The sequence below is a fragment of the Zobellia galactanivorans genome, assembly GCF_000973105.1.
Lineage (GTDB): Bacteria > Bacteroidota > Bacteroidia > Flavobacteriales > Flavobacteriaceae > Zobellia > Zobellia galactanivorans.
Window position 1 is genome coordinate 1,686,790 of record NC_015844.1, and the last position, 18,214, is coordinate 1,705,003.

Annotated in this window: 16 protein-coding genes; 6 read left to right on the forward strand and 10 right to left on the reverse strand. The window is 42.4% G+C overall.

The window, feature by feature from the left end; translation table 11 throughout:
• Positions 1–32 precede the first annotated feature (32 nt).
• Positions 33–929, reverse strand: a complete 897-nt coding sequence (locus ZOBGAL_RS06740; RefSeq protein WP_013992786.1) for a hypothetical protein — start codon at positions 927–929, stop codon at positions 33–35.
• 57 nt (positions 930–986) lie between these two features.
• Between ZOBGAL_RS06740 and ZOBGAL_RS06745 the strand changes: the two genes are divergently transcribed.
• Positions 987–1,694: a ComF family protein gene (locus tag ZOBGAL_RS06745; RefSeq protein WP_013992787.1), complete on the forward strand. Its 708-nt coding sequence runs from the start codon at positions 987–989 to the stop codon at positions 1,692–1,694.
• Between the two features lie 53 nt (positions 1,695–1,747).
• Positions 1,748–3,343 carry an Ig-like domain-containing protein gene (locus ZOBGAL_RS06750; protein ID WP_316932904.1) on the forward strand — a complete coding sequence of 532 codons (1,596 nt, stop codon included), beginning with the start codon at positions 1,748–1,750 and terminating at the stop codon, positions 3,341–3,343.
• Here the strand turns inward: ZOBGAL_RS06750 and ZOBGAL_RS06755 are convergent.
• From ZOBGAL_RS06755 to ZOBGAL_RS06770, 4 genes are all read right to left on the reverse strand, one after another.
• Positions 3,327–4,103, reverse strand: a complete 777-nt coding sequence (locus tag ZOBGAL_RS06755) for an amidohydrolase (protein WP_013992789.1) — start codon at positions 4,101–4,103, stop codon at positions 3,327–3,329. The two genes, ZOBGAL_RS06750 and ZOBGAL_RS06755, sit on opposite strands and share 17 nt — an antisense overlap.
• Positions 4,104–4,111: 8 nt before the next feature.
• A complete protein-coding gene (locus ZOBGAL_RS06760; protein WP_013992790.1) occupies positions 4,112–4,726 on the reverse strand; it encodes an NUDIX hydrolase in 615 nt (204 codons plus the stop codon).
• 12 nt (positions 4,727–4,738) lie between these two features.
• A complete protein-coding gene (locus ZOBGAL_RS06765) occupies positions 4,739–5,212 on the reverse strand; it encodes an ankyrin repeat domain-containing protein (RefSeq protein ID WP_013992791.1) in 474 nt (157 codons plus the stop codon).
• A gap of 145 nt (positions 5,213–5,357) precedes the next feature.
• A complete protein-coding gene (locus ZOBGAL_RS06770) occupies positions 5,358–6,848 on the reverse strand; it encodes a catalase (RefSeq protein WP_013992792.1) in 1,491 nt (496 codons plus the stop codon).
• Positions 6,849–7,197: 349 nt separating this feature from the next.
• Here ZOBGAL_RS06770 and ZOBGAL_RS22630 point away from each other — a divergent pair, with 349 nt between their 5' ends.
• From ZOBGAL_RS22630 to ZOBGAL_RS06785, 3 genes are read left to right on the forward strand one after another with little or no spacing between them, the layout of a single operon-like run.
• On the forward strand, positions 7,198–9,411 hold the full coding sequence (locus tag ZOBGAL_RS22630; RefSeq protein WP_013992793.1) for a PAS domain S-box protein: 2,214 nt from the start codon (positions 7,198–7,200) through the stop codon (positions 9,409–9,411).
• Positions 9,392–9,808: a response regulator gene (locus ZOBGAL_RS06780; protein WP_013992794.1), complete on the forward strand. Its 417-nt coding sequence runs from the start codon at positions 9,392–9,394 to the stop codon at positions 9,806–9,808. The genes ZOBGAL_RS22630 and ZOBGAL_RS06780 overlap by 20 nt, the downstream gene beginning before the upstream one ends.
• Positions 9,809–9,865: 57 nt before the next feature.
• Positions 9,866–10,261, forward strand: a complete 396-nt coding sequence (locus ZOBGAL_RS06785; RefSeq protein WP_013992795.1) for a response regulator — start codon at positions 9,866–9,868, stop codon at positions 10,259–10,261.
• 6 nt (positions 10,262–10,267) lie between these two features.
• On the opposite strand, the gene ZOBGAL_RS06790 is transcribed toward ZOBGAL_RS06785, so the two are convergent.
• Both ZOBGAL_RS06790 and ZOBGAL_RS06795 read right to left on the reverse strand, forming a co-directional pair.
• A complete protein-coding gene (locus tag ZOBGAL_RS06790; protein WP_013992796.1) occupies positions 10,268–11,647 on the reverse strand; it encodes a DUF5689 domain-containing protein in 1,380 nt (459 codons plus the stop codon).
• A gap of 10 nt (positions 11,648–11,657) precedes the next feature.
• Positions 11,658–14,387 (reverse strand): carboxypeptidase-like regulatory domain-containing protein, encoded by a 2,730-nt coding sequence (locus ZOBGAL_RS06795; protein ID WP_013992797.1) that lies wholly within the window; start codon positions 14,385–14,387, stop codon positions 11,658–11,660.
• Positions 14,388–14,508: 121 nt separating this feature from the next.
• Here ZOBGAL_RS06795 and ZOBGAL_RS06800 point away from each other — a divergent pair, with 121 nt between their 5' ends.
• Entirely contained in the window at positions 14,509–15,555 is a 1,047-nt protein-coding gene (locus tag ZOBGAL_RS06800; protein WP_013992798.1) for an endonuclease/exonuclease/phosphatase family protein, read from the forward strand.
• A gap of 56 nt (positions 15,556–15,611) precedes the next feature.
• Here ZOBGAL_RS06800 and ZOBGAL_RS06805 read toward each other — a convergent pair whose 3' ends face one another.
• The 3 genes from ZOBGAL_RS06805 to ZOBGAL_RS06815 all read right to left on the reverse strand — a co-directional run bounded on the left by ZOBGAL_RS06805 (position 15,612) and on the right by ZOBGAL_RS06815 (position 18,138).
• Positions 15,612–16,742, reverse strand: a complete 1,131-nt coding sequence (locus ZOBGAL_RS06805; RefSeq protein WP_013992799.1) for a toxin-antitoxin system YwqK family antitoxin — start codon at positions 16,740–16,742, stop codon at positions 15,612–15,614.
• Between the two features lie 317 nt (positions 16,743–17,059).
• Complete coding sequence (locus tag ZOBGAL_RS06810) at positions 17,060–17,653, reverse strand: 3-keto-disaccharide hydrolase (protein ID WP_046287803.1); 594 nt, start codon at positions 17,651–17,653, stop codon at positions 17,060–17,062.
• Positions 17,654–17,697: 44 nt separating this feature from the next.
• Positions 17,698–18,138 (reverse strand): hypothetical protein, encoded by a 441-nt coding sequence (locus ZOBGAL_RS06815; protein WP_013992801.1) that lies wholly within the window; start codon positions 18,136–18,138, stop codon positions 17,698–17,700.
• Positions 18,139–18,214 lie beyond the last annotated feature (76 nt).

Consider the following 18,214-nt stretch of genomic DNA (forward strand, 5'->3'; position numbering starts at 1 on the left):
AAAAATAGGATATTAGCCCAATGTCAGAAAATTTATTTTAGCTCAAATTCGGATGAAGTGAGGAGTTTTTGATTTTCAAAAATATTCAGCCTATAGACCCCTTCCTTCAGAGAGCCTTGAGGAAGCGTAATAAAGTCGCAAATATTGGTCTCTTCGCCACTGAATAAAAACTGCACCCTCTTGCTGTAAATGTTTCCGTTGACCGAAATGGTATTGGCATTATCTTCCAGTACGCGCATATTGGGATCCAAAAACTGGAAATAGATGACTTTTTCCGAATTAGGCTCATTGCCATCGGGCGCTACAGTAACGCAGCCGCGTAATTTTTCGATCAAGGAGGCCTTGTTGGTCTTTATGGGTTTGCCCGAACGCAAGCGAAAACCGCTTCCTTCGGGATTGTTCAAGGCCAAATATCGCTTCGCCTTAAGTTCTTTGTTCAGTTCGGTTATTTTTTTGCGCTGCATGGCCTCGGCCTCGGCCAAAGAACTGCTCTTTCCGCGCAGTAACTCTATCTGTTTTTTGGTTTCTTGATACTTCTCGGACAACACCATGTTGTTATATTTCAAGAAGTTGTTCTTTAACTTCAGGCTATCGTTCTTGGCCTCTAAGCGCCTAAGTTCGCTTTTGTACTCCCTTAGCTTCTCTACCGTAAAGTTTAACCTCCCAACAGAATCCAACAATTGTTGCACCCTATATTTAGAGCTTTCCAGTTCTATTTCGTTGACCTCGTTAAGTGCCGAAAGCCGATCTACGTCGGTCTTCATTAAGGTCAAATCTTTTACAAGCAGTTCCTTTTCTTGCTCCAAAAAGGCAATTTGACTTCTTGATTGGGCATAGCTGTAATAAAAGGCTATCAAAATGCCTATTATAACGGCAACCAATGCAGTAAGTATTATTTTATAGTTGAATTTAGTATCTTGAACGTCCATTGGGGCGTGTTGGGCTTTTATGGTAAGCTTGGTTTGGCTAAGAAATTGAAGTTTAAAATGTTAACAAATATACTAAATGATATCAATTCAATCTTAGCTCCACGGGTCTGTTTTGGATGTAATGCTCATTTATACGGAGGAGAGCAACTCCTCTGTACCATTTGCCGAAACGATTTGCCGCTTACCGATTATTCTTTTAACGATGAAAACCCCGTAGACCGTATATTTTACGGTAGAATTAACATAAAAAAGGCCAGTTCTATGCTTTTTTTCTCAAACAGGGGCATCGTCCGCGAACTGATTCACTACCTAAAGTACAGAAATCAAGAGCAAATAGGCACATTTCTCGGGGATTGGTACGGGCAAATCTTGAAAGACAACCACGAGCTCACCGATACCATCGACATGGTCATACCTGTTCCACTACATCGAAAAAAACTAAAGAAACGCGGCTATAACCAGGTTGCCTCCTTCGCCAAGCGATTGGCCTTTCACCTTAAAACGGCCTATGTCGACCATATTTTGGTCAAATCCGCAAACACCAAAACCCAGACTAAAAAAAGTAGAATCGGGAGATGGCAAAGCGACAAGATGCTTTACACGGTAACCGATATTGAATTCATCAAGAACAAACATATTCTGTTGGTAGACGACGTAATCACCACCGGCGCCACTATGGAACTGTGCGCCCGGGCATTGGCCAAAGCGCCGGGAACCACCTTGTACGTAGCCAGTATGGCCGTAGTACACAAGTTATGGAATTAAGAAAAATTAGTTGTTTCTTTGTGTCATAGTTGAGCAATATGGTGCGTCGTTTTGTGTCTTTTTTATTTTTATTTTTAATCGTTGCGGTATTATGGCAGTGCGCGCGAAGAGGTAGCCCGAGCGGTGGCCCGAAAGATATTACCCCACCTACGCTTACCAAGACGGAGCCCGACAGTATGACTACCAACTTTAAGGCCAGTCGTATTCGTCTTTATTTTGATGAATTCATCAAGTTAAAGGATATTCAGGAACAATTGATCGTCTCGCCTCCGCTAAAATACCAACCCGACATAACACCACAGGGCGGGGCCAGTAAATATGTTGAGATAAAATTCAAGGACACCTTACACGAAAACACCACCTACACCTTAAATTTCGGTCAAAGTATTCAAGACAACAACGAAGGCAATCCCAGTAGTTTTCTAACCTATGTTTTTTCCACGGGAGACTATATCGATTCCCTTGCCCTTACGGGTGCGGTAAAAGATGCCTTTAAGAAAAAAGCGGACGAGTTCATCAGTGTGATGCTCTACAAAATCGATACGGCCTATACCGATTCTACCATCTTTAAAAAACCGCCCAACTACATCACCAATACCTTGGACAGTGCCGTTATTTTTAGATTGAAAAACCTAAAGGAAGGACAGTACAAACTATTTGCCCTAAAAGACGAGGCAAAAAATAACATCTTCGATCAAAACGTAGACAAAATAGCCTTTCTTCAAGACACGATCACCCTTCCCACAGATTCTACCTATGTGTTGACCCTGTTTAAGGAAGTACCCAACTACAGTATGTCCGTACCGAGTTTAGTGGCCAAAAACCGTATCATTTTCGGTTATTACGGGGATGCCTCCGGGGTCGAGATCAAGCCCTTAACCGTCTTGCCCGATACCGTAAAGACCAAAATATTAAAGGAAAAAAACAAAGACACCCTTAATTTTTGGTTTACGCCCTATGAAATGGATTCTATCGTGTTTACGGCCACCAACGAAAAATTAAAAGTAATAGACACCTTTACCGTAAAGAGTCGAAAAGTAGGTGTTGACTCTTTACAGTTGCGCCCCAATCAGAACGGCACACTCAATTTCAGCGACCCTTTCTACATTGCCGCCAATACCCCTATCACCACAATCGACTCAACCCTATTTTTCATGACGGACCAAGATTCACTTGCCGTCAATTTCAAAACCGAGTTAGACACGGTAGAGAATAAAATAGATATCGATTTTACCATTGAACCGAACCAAAGCTACCAATTGGACCTTCTTCCCGGGGCCATCAGCGATTTATTCGGACAGTCGAATGACACCATATCATATTACCTATCTACAGGAAGCTATGCCGATTACGGAAACTTGAGGTTTAATATCACAGGAGGAGACTACCCTTTAATCGTTCAGTTGACCGACGAAAAAGGCGTCTTAAAAAGGGAAATTATAGCCACCGAGCCAAAAGTTTTTGAATTCAACCACCTTGAACCCGCTAAATACCTAATTCGGGTCATTTTTGATGCCAACGGTAACGGGAAATGGGATACCGGTAATTTTCTTAAAAAACGACAACCCGAAAAAATTAGTTACTACCCCGACATTATTGAGGTAAGGGCCAATTGGGAAATGGAACAAACCTTTATTCTTCCAGAATAAAAGAATCCCTATCGTTCAAGAACTTTAGTTTGTCGCGAACTTCCTTAATATGTTTTTTCGACAAGGTAACGGTCACGACTTCTTCAGTTGTGCTAAACACCATCTCTTGTCCCAAACCGTCAAGAACCACAGAATGCCCTGGGTATTGATGTCCCGAATCATCAGCCCCGATTCTATTTACACCAATGCAATAGGCCATATTTTCTATAGACCGTGCTTTTAACAAAGCATCCCACGCATTGATTCGAGGCTCCGGCCAATTGGCAACATAGAGCAATACATCATAGTCTTCGGTATTTCTGGCCCATACGGGAAAACGGAGATCATAACAGATCAACGGGCATATTCTAAATCCTTTATAACGCACCAATAAACGTTCATTGCCCGCATGGTACACCTTATCTTCCCCCGCAAGGGTAAAGGTGTGCCGTTTATCATAGACCGAAGTTGTACCATCAGGTTCTACAAAGAAGAGTCGGTTGGTATAGACTGCATTATCGAAGTACACCAAACTACCGGTGATGGCGGCGTTTTTTTGTCGCGCCATCGTTTTCATCCAATCAAGGGTCTTGGGCCCTTCTTCTTTTCCTATGTGCTGCGGATTCATGGTAAAACCGGTGGTAAACATCTCAGGAAGCACAATCAGGTCAACATCTGAAGCAAGCCCCCCTAATTTCTTTTCCAGTTCCAATCGATTCGCACGGGGGTCTTCCCATACCAGTGCGGTTTGTACCAAGGCTACCTTCAATAGTTTATCCATAGAAAACATCAATCAAAATACACTTCCGTTTTATTTTCAATTGCCATGGCGTGCAATTGTTTAAGTTGGGAAACCAAAATACGGTCTTTTGATATTTCGGGCAAATCGTCAATATCAAAAAAAGCGGCCCCACGCATATCGAAACCAGGGATAAGCTTGCCCCCGCTAAGTCGGCATAAAAAACACAGTTTATATACGTAAAAAGGCTGTGGCGGATGCGGATGCGATTGCTTATCATAAACGGCCATAAGCCTTACCACATTGGTAATCAACCCCGTTTCTTCTTCTATCTCCTTCATAATGCAAGCCGAGGGCGAATAACCCACCTCCGCCCATCCACCGGGTATGGTCCATTTGCCGTCTACACTTTCCTTGGCCATCAAAATCTGATTTTTCTCGTTAAGGACCAATCCACGTACATCGACTTTAGGGGTGGGATAATCCGTAACCGGCATATAAAAATCATCTAAAACCGACAAAGGTTTATCAGCTACCGAGGCCAAAAGTTCAAGGGCAAGCTGTTTGAGTTCGGTATAGCGTTCGCGGTTGTATTCATCTTCGGCATATACAAGTCCCGTTTCCGCCAGCGCCTTTATACGTTTAATTTGCTCTAATTGCTTCATTCCCTCCCTAAATTAAAGCTCAGCGGCCAACAACTCTATCAATTCGGGCACACCTTGCATTTTTGCATGATCATGGGCCGTGTTGCCCCTAGCATCTTTAGCCGTAGTATCGGCCCCGTGTTCCAGCAAGAGTTTGGCAATTTCCGGCCGATTGAAGGTAGCGGCATAAATAAGGCTGGTAGCCCCCATAGAATTCCGTTCGTTCACATTCGCCCCTCTTTCGATCAACATTTCTGCAATGCCCGCAAATCCCTTAAAGCACACCCCCATTAGCGCGGTGTTCCCGGACCCATCTATGGCATCGATCTTAGCACCTTTGTCCAACAACAATTCGGCTATTTCCATTTGATCGTAATACGTAGCCAAAATAAGGGGGGTAGAGCCCCTTTGATCTACGGCATCTACCAATTCGGGATTATCATTTAACATATGGGTTACCGCTTCTAGGTTGCCCAGGCGTATTTCATTAAAAAACCTATCGCTCATAATCTCACTTGTCTTTATTTGTCTTATGGTATTCAACCATAAACTTTCGTTTTATAAATTTAAACAAAAGAGCCACGGTATGTGCCGTGACCCTAGTGTTATTTTAATGGATTTCTATTTTGGAAATCCCCGTTCGGTTCAGGAACTATGCCCCGACCTCTTCGGGCCTTACATTTGAATTAGGGTCGAGTCCTCCTTTTTGGTCACTTAGCGCCTTTTCAACCCCTGCCCCATAGGCTGGGTCGGCTGCGTAAAAATGTTTCAATTGACGTTGCACTATTTCTTCGGAAACGCCTTCCATGGCCGTAGCAATATTATTGAACAAACGTTGTCTTTGGCCTTCATCGAACATACGGAACAAATCTCCCGGCTGCTTATAGTCGCCCAGAGTATCGTTTTCTTCATATCGCATCACATCACCACTTATTTTCATTGGCGGCTCCTCTGCACTTGGCACCTCTTCCGGCCCTCCTTTTGAATTAGGCTCATAATACGCATCCGGATTACCAAAATCATTCGTAAAAAAGCGCATTGCCCCGTCTTTATGATAGTGGTTCAGTTCGTTGATAGGTGCATTTGCAGGCAGTGCCTCGTAGTGGGTTCCCAAACGATACCTATGTGCATCGGCATAGCTAAAAATACGGGCCTGTAATACTTTGTCGGGAGAAAAGCCTATACCCGGTACAACATTAGAGGGCGAATACGCCGCATTCTCAACAAACTGCCAATAATTATCGGGATTCTTGTTCAACTCTAGCTCACCTACCTCGATTAAAGGGTAATCGGCATGTGGCCATACCTTGGTAAGGTCGAAAGGGTTATAAGGTGTTTTTTCGGCATCGGCTTCGGGCATAATCTGCACTTTCAATGTCCATTTCGGATAATTGCCCGCTTCAATGGCCCCAAAAAGTTCTTCTTGATACTTTTCCCGGGTCTGACCGATGATTTCCGCCGATTCTTCATTCGTATAATGCTTATGTCCTTGTTGGGTCTTGAAATGGAACTTTACCCAAAACCGCTCGCCATCATTGTTCCAAAAGCTATACGTGTGTGAGCCGTAGCCATTCATATGCATTGGCGTAATAGGGATACCCCTGTCCGACATCAATATGGTTACTTGATGAAGGCTTTCAGGTGAAAGTGACCAATAATCCCACATGGCTTCCGGCGAACGCAAATTGGTTTTAGGATGTCTTTTTTGGGTATGGATAAAATCGGGGAATTTATAACCGTCCCTTAAGAAGAAAACGGGGGTATTGTTACCCACCATGTCCCAATTGCCTTCTTCGGTATAAAACTTGACCGAGAACCCCCTAACATCACGTTCGGTATCGGCTGCTCCCATTTCTCCGGCCACGGTAGAAAACCTTGAGAGAACGGGCGTCTTCTTTCCTATCTCGGAAAATATTTTCGCACAAGTATATTTTGATATATCGTGTGTTACGGTGAAGGTACCCATGGCGCCCCAACCTTTGGCATGCACTACACGTTCGGGTATTCTTTCCCTATTCTGATGTGCAAGTTTCTCTAAAAGCTTGTAGTCTTGAACGACTACCGGACCTCGTTCTCCTGCGGTTTTTGATCGTTGATTATTAGATACCGGTGCTCCTGCTGATGTAGTTAGTTTTTTCTTCATGGTTCTAATTGTTGTTTATATATGTTGTATAATGAGTGATTAAATTGATAATCAAGCAATTCTATTTGTAAATTTACCTAAAACACAAAGACAACTATAAAATTTTTATATTAAATAATTATCTTGACATAGATTTTTACTATTAAATAAGATACTAAGCAGTGCGTTAATAGAACATGAATTTGCCCCTATTGAAGGTTTTCAGGCTTTGTTCATACAGATTAGAAAGTTTTTCAGTATCTTTTTAGATTATAGCTACATAACTCTTGTTGGAATACAGACATCGACTGGGACGGTAAATTCTCACAACAAAGTGTAGCGCTCATATTTTTAACATAAACCCCCCAACTTGCAAACACTATCAATCACATCCCTAATAAAAGACTCCCCTAGCGCAGTTGCCATTTTAAATACCGAGCTATGCTTTGTTGCCTATTCCCAGGTCTGGCTCAACGATTTTTGTAAAGATCAAAGCTCGATTGCCGGAAAAAATTACCTTGATGTCTTGCCCCGTACACCAGAGGCCCTCAACTCGATATTGGAAGAGTGCTTATCAAAGGGAGCAAAAAACGTATGTGAAGGCCAAAAATTCATCTATCCAGATGGTACGCTTCAGTGGTTAAAATGGAAAATCAATGCTTGGACGGATGACTCCGGAGAGATCGGAGGCCTTATTATACTCTTGGAAGACGTAACCGAAGCAAAGCGACGGGAAGAAATATTAGCAAAGGCTGAACGCGTTGGCCGGATCGGCGGCTGGGAAATTGACTTGTCTACGAACCAACTTTTTTGGACGGATATCACTAGAGAAATTCACGAAGTGCCTAACGATTTTCAACCCGATATTGAAACGGGAATCAATTTTTACAAGGAAGGCATACATCGGGAAGAGATTACCCGCCTTATATCAAACGCTTTTGCCGATGGCACACCTTGGGACACGGAACTCATTCTTGTTACCGCTAAGGGAAACGAAATATGGGTAAGGGCCAAGGGCGAGGTAGAAATGGCCAACGGAAAGTGTGTCAGGATATTCGGCACCTTTCAAGATATCAATCACAAAAAGAAGATTGAGCTTGGTTTTAAAAAAGTAAGGGAACGCCTTGCTTTGGCCACCCAAGGAGCAGGTGTTGGCATTTGGGAATACGACCTAGTTTCAAAGACCATGGTATGGGACAACATCATGTTCAGGCTTTTTGGACTAGAGTACAACCCAAACGACCTGAGCTATGAGACTTGGCAAAATAGTATTCACCCAGACGATAGAAGGGATGGAGACATTGAAATTGCCAAGGCCATATCAGGAACAAAAAATTTAGACGCCCAATATAGGGCGGTTTGGCCCAACGGCGATATACGCCATATGCGCGCCATCGGCGTAACGCAAAAAGATTCGAACGGGAAGGTCGTAAAAATAGTCGGGGCCAACTATGACATTACCGAATTGAAGAATACCCAAATGAGGCTCAAAGAGAGTGAAGATTCTTTTTACGGCGCATTTGAGCATTCGAACACAGGTATGGCCATTGTGGCATTAGACGGTTCCTTTGAAAAGGTCAACCAGAGCCTATGTGACTGCCTTGGCTACACTATGGACGAATTGACCCAAATGAGTTTTCTAGAAATCACCCACCCCGATGATTTCAAAAACGATGTCCATTTGTTAAAACAAATTGTCAGCGGCCTGAAACCAAGCTATAAACTTGAAAAGAGGTATATTCATAAAAACGGCCATATCGTTTACGGCATCTTAACGGCAACAGCGGTTACCGATATGAACGGAAAAGTGCTTCATTATGTCTCCCAGGTTACCGATATTACCCCGCAAATAAGAACGGAAAAGAAACTCACCCGTTTGGTGAGCATCACTTCTGAACAGAATGAGAGACTCTTAAATTTTGCGCATATCGTTTCCCATAACTTACGGTCGCACTCAAGCAATTTATCTATGTTGACCAATTTCTTGACAAAAGAAAAGAACGATGAGGAACGGAAGAATCTGTTGACCATGCTAAGAGGCGCGTCAGACAGCCTTAATGAGACCATAATGCACTTGAACGAGGTGGTACAAGTGAAAATCGGGGCACATGAAAAAAAGAAGCCCGTTAATTTATACGACACGCTTAAAAATGTGGAAAACAACCTCAGTCAATTGATTCAGGAAAAGAACGCTACCTTTGAACTTAAGATACCTAGGGATTTGACCATCAAAGCTATACCGGCGTATCTTGACAGCATTGTTCTTAACCTAATTTCCAATGGGCTCAAATACAGTTCGCCCAAAAGAAAGCCGCTTATACAAATAAGTGCCGAGTTAGCTCACGATGCTATAATAATATCATTCAAAGACAACGGGATGGGCATCGACTTGACCCGACACCAAAAAAAAATCTTTGGCATGTACAAAACTTTTCATCGCAATAAAGACGCCAAGGGCATTGGTTTGTTCATTACCAAAAACCAAATAGAAGCCATGAACGGAAAGATTGAGGTCGAAAGCACAGTAGGTGTAGGCAGTACATTTAAACTTTATTTTGAGAACCATGAACATTACAAAAATTAGAAGTGTCTGTATTATTGACGACGACCCTATTTTCATCTATGGCACCAAGCGCATTATGAAAGAGGTTGATTTCAGCGACGAAATTATTGTTTACAACAATGGGCAAGACGCCATAGAAGGATTACAGCAAATAACGGATAATGGAAAGGAACTCCCTTCGATCATCTTTCTCGACCTAAATATGCCCATAATGAACGGTTGGGAATTTTTAGACCACTTCACCGAAAAGCCCAACAACAACCAAGAAGATATCCTAATCTATATAATCAGTTCATCTGTAGACCCTCGTGATATTGCAAGAATTCAGGACTATGACATTGTCAACAATTATATACTAAAGCCCATCACTATTGAGGATCTCCACAAAATTCTCAAGAATACCGGTGGATTCAATTGATGTTATTTGGTATGACATAAAACCAGTCTATTTTTCATATCCAAACCATATCAAAAAATGAGCAATTATAAAAAAATATGTATCATAGACGATGACGCCATTGCGGTTTTCGGCCTCAAACGGGGGCTACAATCCATGAAGTCTATACCAGACCCCCTTATTTATGAAAACGGCCTTCAGGCTATTGAAGGTTTTAAAAAAATGATAGAAGAAGATGCCGAACTTCCCACCTTTATTCTATTGGATATAAACATGCCCGTTATGGGCGGTTGGGATTTTATCTCGCAGATGAACGAGATTTGGCCTAAAGACAAGGAAAAACCGACCATTTATATGATGACCTCATCGATCAGCGACCAAGATGTTGAAAAGGCCAGAACCTTCAATCTAGAGAAAAACTACCTTATTAAACCGGTCTTCGCAGAAACCCTAGTACGTATTCTGCTACCCTAACAACCATCAACCTTGATTCTTTGGGGTAAAATCATCGGGGGCCTTTTGGGGCAGACGGGTTGTTCCCGCATCTCCAGAGTCGTTAAATATGTGCCATTCCTTAAAATCGTAGGTGGTACTACCCTTTAAGATTTCCGGTTTCCGTACGGCCCTGCCATCTTCAAACTCATGATCGGTCCCAGAACCATCTTCCCCTACAACCCCAAAAACATCAATAACGGTATCAAAGGGATCTACTAATCGCAGGTTGTCGTCACCGTTTGAATCTGCCGGACTATTCGTACCTACGGCCAAATCGGGCGAAAAACCATAAACGGACTTAAACTCCGCTGCATTAGGGGAAATCACCACATAACCACCAGCATCTATGGTCAAGGGAGACAAGTCGATTTTCGACCCCACTTCGGTATTTGCATTGGTATATCGTTCCAACGTCCATCCCTTTAGGCTCAGTGCCCCATCGGAAGCGTTGTAGAGCTCCACAAACCGGGCGGAAGCATTATTGTCGGGATCGGCCAATTCGGAAATAAGAATTTGTTCAGAAGTAAACTCATCTATCAACTCAGCACATCGTTCCTGATCAAAGTCGATATCGTCCAAGTTCCGGATACGCATCATATAACTATCGTTCTCACGTAACAAAACTCCCGTTAATCTACCCCTACCATCAGGAAGTGTCTCTGACTGAAAATCGGAAAAACCGCTATTCAAGACCACAATCTCCTTATCGGCACAATCGGTTAAAAGACGTTCGGTCTCCTCTCCGACTTCGGCAAAATTCTGCTCCAATACATTTTCCACAAACTCCACATCGTTCAAGGTCACTAAGGTATTGGTCTGTTCTTTTTCTATATCCGAAATAACAATCTGGGTAGGTTCGATGACGGCATCCCCATTACAAAACCTAAAAATATGTTCATTTACGACAGCTGCAGGCAGTCTCCCCACGGAAATATTCCCGAAAGACATAAAGCTTCCTCCCAATTTGAACACATCTTTACTCTTACCTAAGTACAAGCCTTTTAATTTGATTCCGATCTTACTGTCTACCGGATAAAACAAATGCGAATCACGGAGGTCGATCTCAATTTGAAAGCCCTGTGTCGGATTTGAGGGACTGTCTTGAAAATACAATACACTAAAAAAATTACCCGCCGCATCGGAAGAAACGACAAAGCCTTCTATGATCAGATCCTCTTGAATCTGGATCGTCTCACCCTTATACAAATTTTTCACTTCGGAATAAGTGGCATTGGCCTTTACATTGGAAAGGCAAGCGACAGGAGGCACATCATAACTGCGGTTTTTTACACAAGCGGCAAGCCATACGACCATAAGCGCCGAAAATCCCATAAACACCCTCTTCCAACAAAATGTGTTTCTCATTTACTGTATTTTAGAAGCTGTACGCTAAATTCAAAAAGTAAGTGCGACCGTAACCGTACCAATATTTTGGGGCAAAAGATGGGGTGCCACTCAAATTATCCTGTTTGAACTGTCCGTAATTCCCATTGCGACTTTGTTCATACCCACCTGTTCTGAACACACCGTCAAATACATTGTTGATGCTGGCAAAAACACTGATATATTTTCCGTTTTTTAACCAAGATTTGCCTCCGACTAGATTCAGAAGATAAAAATTGTCCAAGGGTTTTTGCGCCAATATCTTATGAACATTTTCTTCCGTAGCATCTACAAAAGGCTCATTTGTTTCAGGGTTCAAATAAAAGCTTCGGGTTCTGGAAACCGTAGAAATATTGGTGTAGTTGTTCGCCAAATAATTTGCTGTGGCCCCTACCCACCAATATTTCGGGTCACGATACTCTATACCTATTGCATAGGCCTGTTGCGGCCCCTGTGCCAATTTGTAATCTTTGATTTTGGCCACCCCTAAATCCACGGCACCTTCTAGGTTGATCAGATCCTCTTCCCTGCCCGCGGTATCAAAATTGATCGTTACATTCGGGTCACTCGCATAGACATATTTACCTACGGCCGCTACAGCGCTTAATTTCACAGAAGACGACACTTTATACTCCAATCCTAGTTCGGCGCCCATATGCAGTTTGTCAAGCCCCGTGAGGACCTCTTGAACGAAGTCCGACCCCACACCGGTATCGACAAAAAAGAAATTCACATCGGTGGTATTTTGAAAGCGGGTATAAAAACCCGTAAGCCTACCGGTCATTTGGGGAAGGCGATAAAAATAATTAAGATCAAGACTCGTATTCGTTTCAGCCTGAATGTCGGGTACGACACTATTATTCTCACGCGGGTTGACAAAAACATTCTGCAATACCGGAGGCTTCACAAGGTATGCCCCGTGTGCGGCAAACCAGTGCCTTCCGGTCAATTTATAGGCCAACCCCGATTTAAGGCCATAGGTATTGAATGTAATTTCATCACTCTCCCCCAATGAACTATCGGGATAGCGCCCATTGTGAAAAAATCCCTTACGACGGTATTGGGTAGCGGCATACTTTGCTGCGGCAAAGGCATTCCATTTTTTACGCTCATACCTAAACTGAACAAACGATTCAAGGGCATCGGCCGTCATTCGATAGTTATAACCGAACACATCATCTTCCCGTTTCTCGACCGTACCATTACTATCGTTCAAGGTATTTGAAAAGGGGTCGACATCCATATGATAATCCGCGCCCAGCAAATCGTCGATCCTTGCATAATTATGAGATTCCAGATTTTTATAGCTCACACCAAAATCAGCAAAAAGCCCATCGGCCAGAGACAGGTTTCCAGTGGTATTGAAACTCAATTGAGTGTCGTCGGAAACATCGTCATACAACACATAGGCCGCCTGCCCCTGTGCATTCGCACTATAGAGCAGGTCCCAATCGATTTGCGCATTTTTCAAAAAACCTTCCTTTATCGTATGGGCACTGATGAAATTGGCCCCAATAGGACTATTAATATAGAAACTGGGGAGGTAGCGATAATATGTCGGGTCGGGGTTCGGGGCGTTGAAGTAACCTAATCTACTTCTAAAATTTGTTCCAAACTGATAGGCAACGCCCGTATTTAAATTAAACTTATCGGAACTGAAGTAATGGTTGAACATAAGTATAGGCTCTGCGATCATACGTTCCCGAGAATTTCGGATCTCACCGTCTTGTTCTCCCCAATAAGGGTTGTATGTACTCCCCCCTAAATCAAAAACCTCTTGGGTAATGGCCGATGAACGCCCCCTACGATTTGAAGCCCATAGCGCAGTTAGCGCAATGCTATGGTCTTGGTCGAATTGGTATTCCACAGCGCCAAAAAGCGAAAAAGCATCGTACAAGGTCCCTTCTATATACCCTTCCTTTGCCCATCTTCTCGAACCCGATACCGTATAGGCCAAGCCATTTTTATGGAGTCTCGATGTATAAGTAGCCATAAGGCGACCGGCATAGGTTCGATTGGAATATGAAGAGGACAACCTGGTGCCCGGCCGCAAACCGGAAGGACGTGTATCTATATTGGTGCTCCCAAAAATACCTCCAAAAGTATAATCGGATACTTCCAGGCCATTTGAGAACTGTTGGTTTCGCGTAACGTCGTTCATTCCTCCCCAATTATTCCATTGGGGCCTGCCATCGTAAAATTTGTTCATTTCGATTCCGTTCAAAAGCACTTTTCCGTATTGCGAATCATAGCCCCGTACACGAAAAAAAGCTTGTCCAAAATCAAAGGCGGCCCTATTAAGAAATACATCTCGAGTAGCCCTTAGCAAGGCCGAAGAATTAGAGTTGACCTCATCATCCAACAGCTCGGAATCGCTTAAGGAAATGAGGTTATCGGCTTGTTCCGCCCGAATATCCTCTTCTAAATAAAGTGCTCCTAAATCAATATTTTCATTTTCTATGGAAATAGGAAGCCGTTTTACCGAATAGTCGGCGGCCGTAATCGTTAGAATATATTCGCCTGCGTCGGGAACCTTAAGCCCGAACCTTCCTTGGTCATCCGCTTGGGTAGATATCAGAAGTCCCTCAAGACCGATTTTAGCATTGGTGATTGGCAATTCCGACCGACGGGAGACAATTTTTCCCTCTACGGAAAAGCTCGTTTGAGCCCATGCGGGGCCATAGCAGAAAACCATGAAAAAAGCGACAAAGGAAAATCGCATTAACCAAGATTTAATATTCCACAAACCCTTTCAATATATAAAAATTTTATAAATTCCTACAAAAATACCCTACAATAATCACTGTTTTTTCGTTAATTGAAATTTTTATATCGCTGATACTATGAAATTTAGAATTACCCTTGTTTTTCTTTTGCTCGTATTCTTGGCCAATTCACAGCAAAACAAACCCTACCGTATTCGCACCATTGCATTCTACAACCTCGAAAATCTATTCGACACCGAAAACGACAGTCTTACATTCGATGACGACCGCACACCCGAAGGAAAAGACCAATGGACCCCGGAACGTTATAGAAAGAAACTTGACCACCTTTCCCAGGTTCTATCGGAAATTGGATCTAACATCAGTAAGACTTCACCAGATATCATCGGTGTTTGTGAAGTTGAAAACCGCAAGGTTATAGAAGACCTGCTACATCACCCAAATTTGATTACAAAAAATTACGGCGTCGTACATTACGATTCGCCCGACGAACGAGGTATAGATGTTGCCCTACTCTACAAAAAAAAGGTATTCTTGCCCACCTCATCTTCAAGTCATCGTTTGGTATTGACTAACGAGGACGGCGAAAGAAACTATACTAGGGACCAACTCATAGTCGGCGGCCTATTGGATGACGAGCAACTATTTTTTATCGTAAACCATTGGCCCTCGCGTAGTGGGGGAGAAGCGAGAAGTAGACCCAACCGAATGGCCGCCGCCAAACTCAACAAACACATTATGGATTCGGTTCAGCGGCTAGATGCGAATGCCAAAATTATAAGCATGGGCGATTTTAACGATGATCCGACCAACGACAGCTTCAAAAAAGTGCTCAAAACCGTTGGCAAAGTCAGTCAACTGAAAGGTAACGACCTATACAACCCCATGGAGAAATTATACAAAAAAGGAATAGGTTCTTTGGCCTATAGGGACCAATGGAATTTGTTTGACCAGATATTCTTCACCCAAAACCTGTTGCAAGCTTCGGAAGGAGGTTATAAATTTTGGAAAGCAGGGATTTTCAACGCCCCTTACCTGGTCACAAAAAAGGGTCGATACAAAGGGTATCCGAAACGGACCTATTCGGGAGGCAGTTATACGGGCGGGTATTCGGACCATTTTCCGGTCTATATATATTTAATCAAACCGATATTACACCCCTAAAAAAACGAACCGGAAAGGCCATTAAAGTACTCAATGTATGACATTAGGGACTGCCGCTAATCAAATCTTTTTTCGGAAACCTGACTGCCGTTTTCAAATTGAATCTCTCTAGTTACTTTTCCCGCTTTGTAATACTTCCATTTCCCTTCTCGCTGCCCCTTGACATATTGCCCTTCCTTGGCCAATTCCCCACTAGGATAATATTCCTTATAGATACCATCTACGATGTCAACCTTATATTCTTTTTCAATATATTTGTTACCTGTATTGAAATTATAGGTAATATCTACGCCTTGCAAACGTCCGTCAACATAAGGGGTATGCCTTGTTTTTATCCCTTTCTTATTATATTCCTCCCTAACCCCAATAGGTCCATTAGCATTATAAGTAGCGGAAAAGGCCAATTTACCATTGTCATGGTACTTTTTTTCCATGACCTTGAGACCTTGATCGTATTTGGATTCTTCTTTTTTAAAACCGTTAGCATAGTACGATTCCTGTTTACCGTTTCTCTTCCCGTCGGCATAAGTCTCCAACGATCGCACTTTTCCATTTTCAAAATATTTGGTTTCGGTATATGATTTGGGACCTGTATATACTTTTAACCAAATACTCTTACCGTCTCCATTTTTGCTCTCCCATTTTCCAGTTGGTTGATTTGCCTTATAATACTCCGTTGTCGTTGAAGTTACCTTACCGTTAGAATCTCGAGTAATACTTGTCCATTTTCCCTCTTTTGAACCTTCTTTGTAATTCTCTATTTTATATACTCCCTTGGCATTTCGATAGGTCCATTCCCCGTCATTTTCCCCATTCTTATACATATATGTATTAAGTACGCTACCATCTTGGGCATATGATTCTCCTTTACCATGACCCACTCCCATAGCAAAAGTAGAGTAAAACTCAAGTTTCCCAGAACTATCGTAAGCCATCCATTTTCCATCCGGTTTTCCATCTATAAAATTGGCTTCACTGTAAGCACCCGACCTTTCGGCTATTTTAAAAGTACCATTGAGCACCTCATTGTTTTCCCCGTAATAAACGATTTCCTTCCCAAATTTAGCCGTACGCACATACTCTATAGTCTTTGCCCCGTTCTTCTGGGCAATAGCCATAGTCGTTACGAACATTACTAAAAATAAAACCAAAATACCTTTAGGTGATTTTTTACTATTGGATTTCATAATGAGATTACAATTATCTGTTATTTATAAAAAGGCCAGTAAATAATAAAGGCCGAACAACTCACATTTGCCCTTCCTTTACAAATTTGACATAAAAAACTAAAATAGGTGTAAGTTTATTCTGCTTACACCTATTGGATAACGTCTTAATGTCTGAAAATATTTTAGGGATTCTAGCAAAAAATAATTTTTACCGGTATTTGAAAGCACCCTTAGAAGACCCTACCTTCAAGACATCGACCAAATGCTATTCTACTTAAAAAAAATTGATTATTCCGCTCTCGACGGAGCATCTAATCAAGCCTGTAGACTCGTTTTTACTGAAGTAATTTAATCTTAATATTTCTCCATTTCACTTTAATACCACCACCATCGTGAATCTGAAGTGCTACAGAACCTTCTCCCGCACCAATGGTCTCATCGGTAAGCGTAATCATTTCGGTACCGTTCAACCATGAGGTAATGGTATCTCCATTGACCCTAATTTTCATGGTATTCCACTCTCCCATTTTCAGGGCTTTATCTTTCTCGGCTTCAGGTTTTATCAACCAGCCACGACCGTATGATTCGTACACACCTCCGGTACTATGCCCAGGAGGAGCTACCTCTACCTGCCAACCGCTTACCTTGGTACCATCGACCGTTGAGCGAATAAAGACACCACTATTACCGTTTGCCTCTTGTTTAAATTCTAAGGTCAACTCAAAATTTTTGTAGTGCTTATCCGTGGCCAAATAACCATATTGTTTATCGGGACCACTTTCGCAAATCAACAGCCCGTCTTCTACATACCATTTTTCGGTGCCATAGACGGTCCATCCCTCAAGGTCCTTCCCGTTAAAAAGTTCTTTTTCTTGAGCAAAGGTCGTGAACGTAAAAAGCAGCAATACGGCTAGGGTAATGTGTTTCATTTTATAAAATTTAAGTTGGTTTTTAAAGTGATATTCGCCTGGAACTAATTGAGCCATTGGCCCCAAGGAATACGACTGAGAATCAATACAAGTCCCAAACCATAGAAAATGGCAATGCTCTTGAATTTTTTATTCCCTTCCACAAACTTTTTATGACGTGACCAACCTATGGTAATCAAGACAATGGCGATAATGTTAATGAACGGGTGCTCTACTGCCAATAATCGTGACGCAGCGTTTAGTCCTCCCATACCAAGGGTTTGAATTGCCTGTAATCCGCTCGGAGAGACAAAATATAAGATTAGGCCTATCAACAGCTGAATATGGGCTAGAATCAAGGTAAAAAGACTTAGGCGCAAGTCCTTTTCCATGGTAAACATTTTATTGCCTACCAAGCCCATTATGGCATTGGCGACCGCAAAGAATAAAAGGCCAAGAACAACATAAGCCAAGTAAGAGTGAACAACTTGAATAATTTCGTACATAGTAGTTATATTTTAAGCTTTAAATGTACTGAATTTTGAGCATAAAAAAACCCTGCCGATGGGCAGGGTTATATCC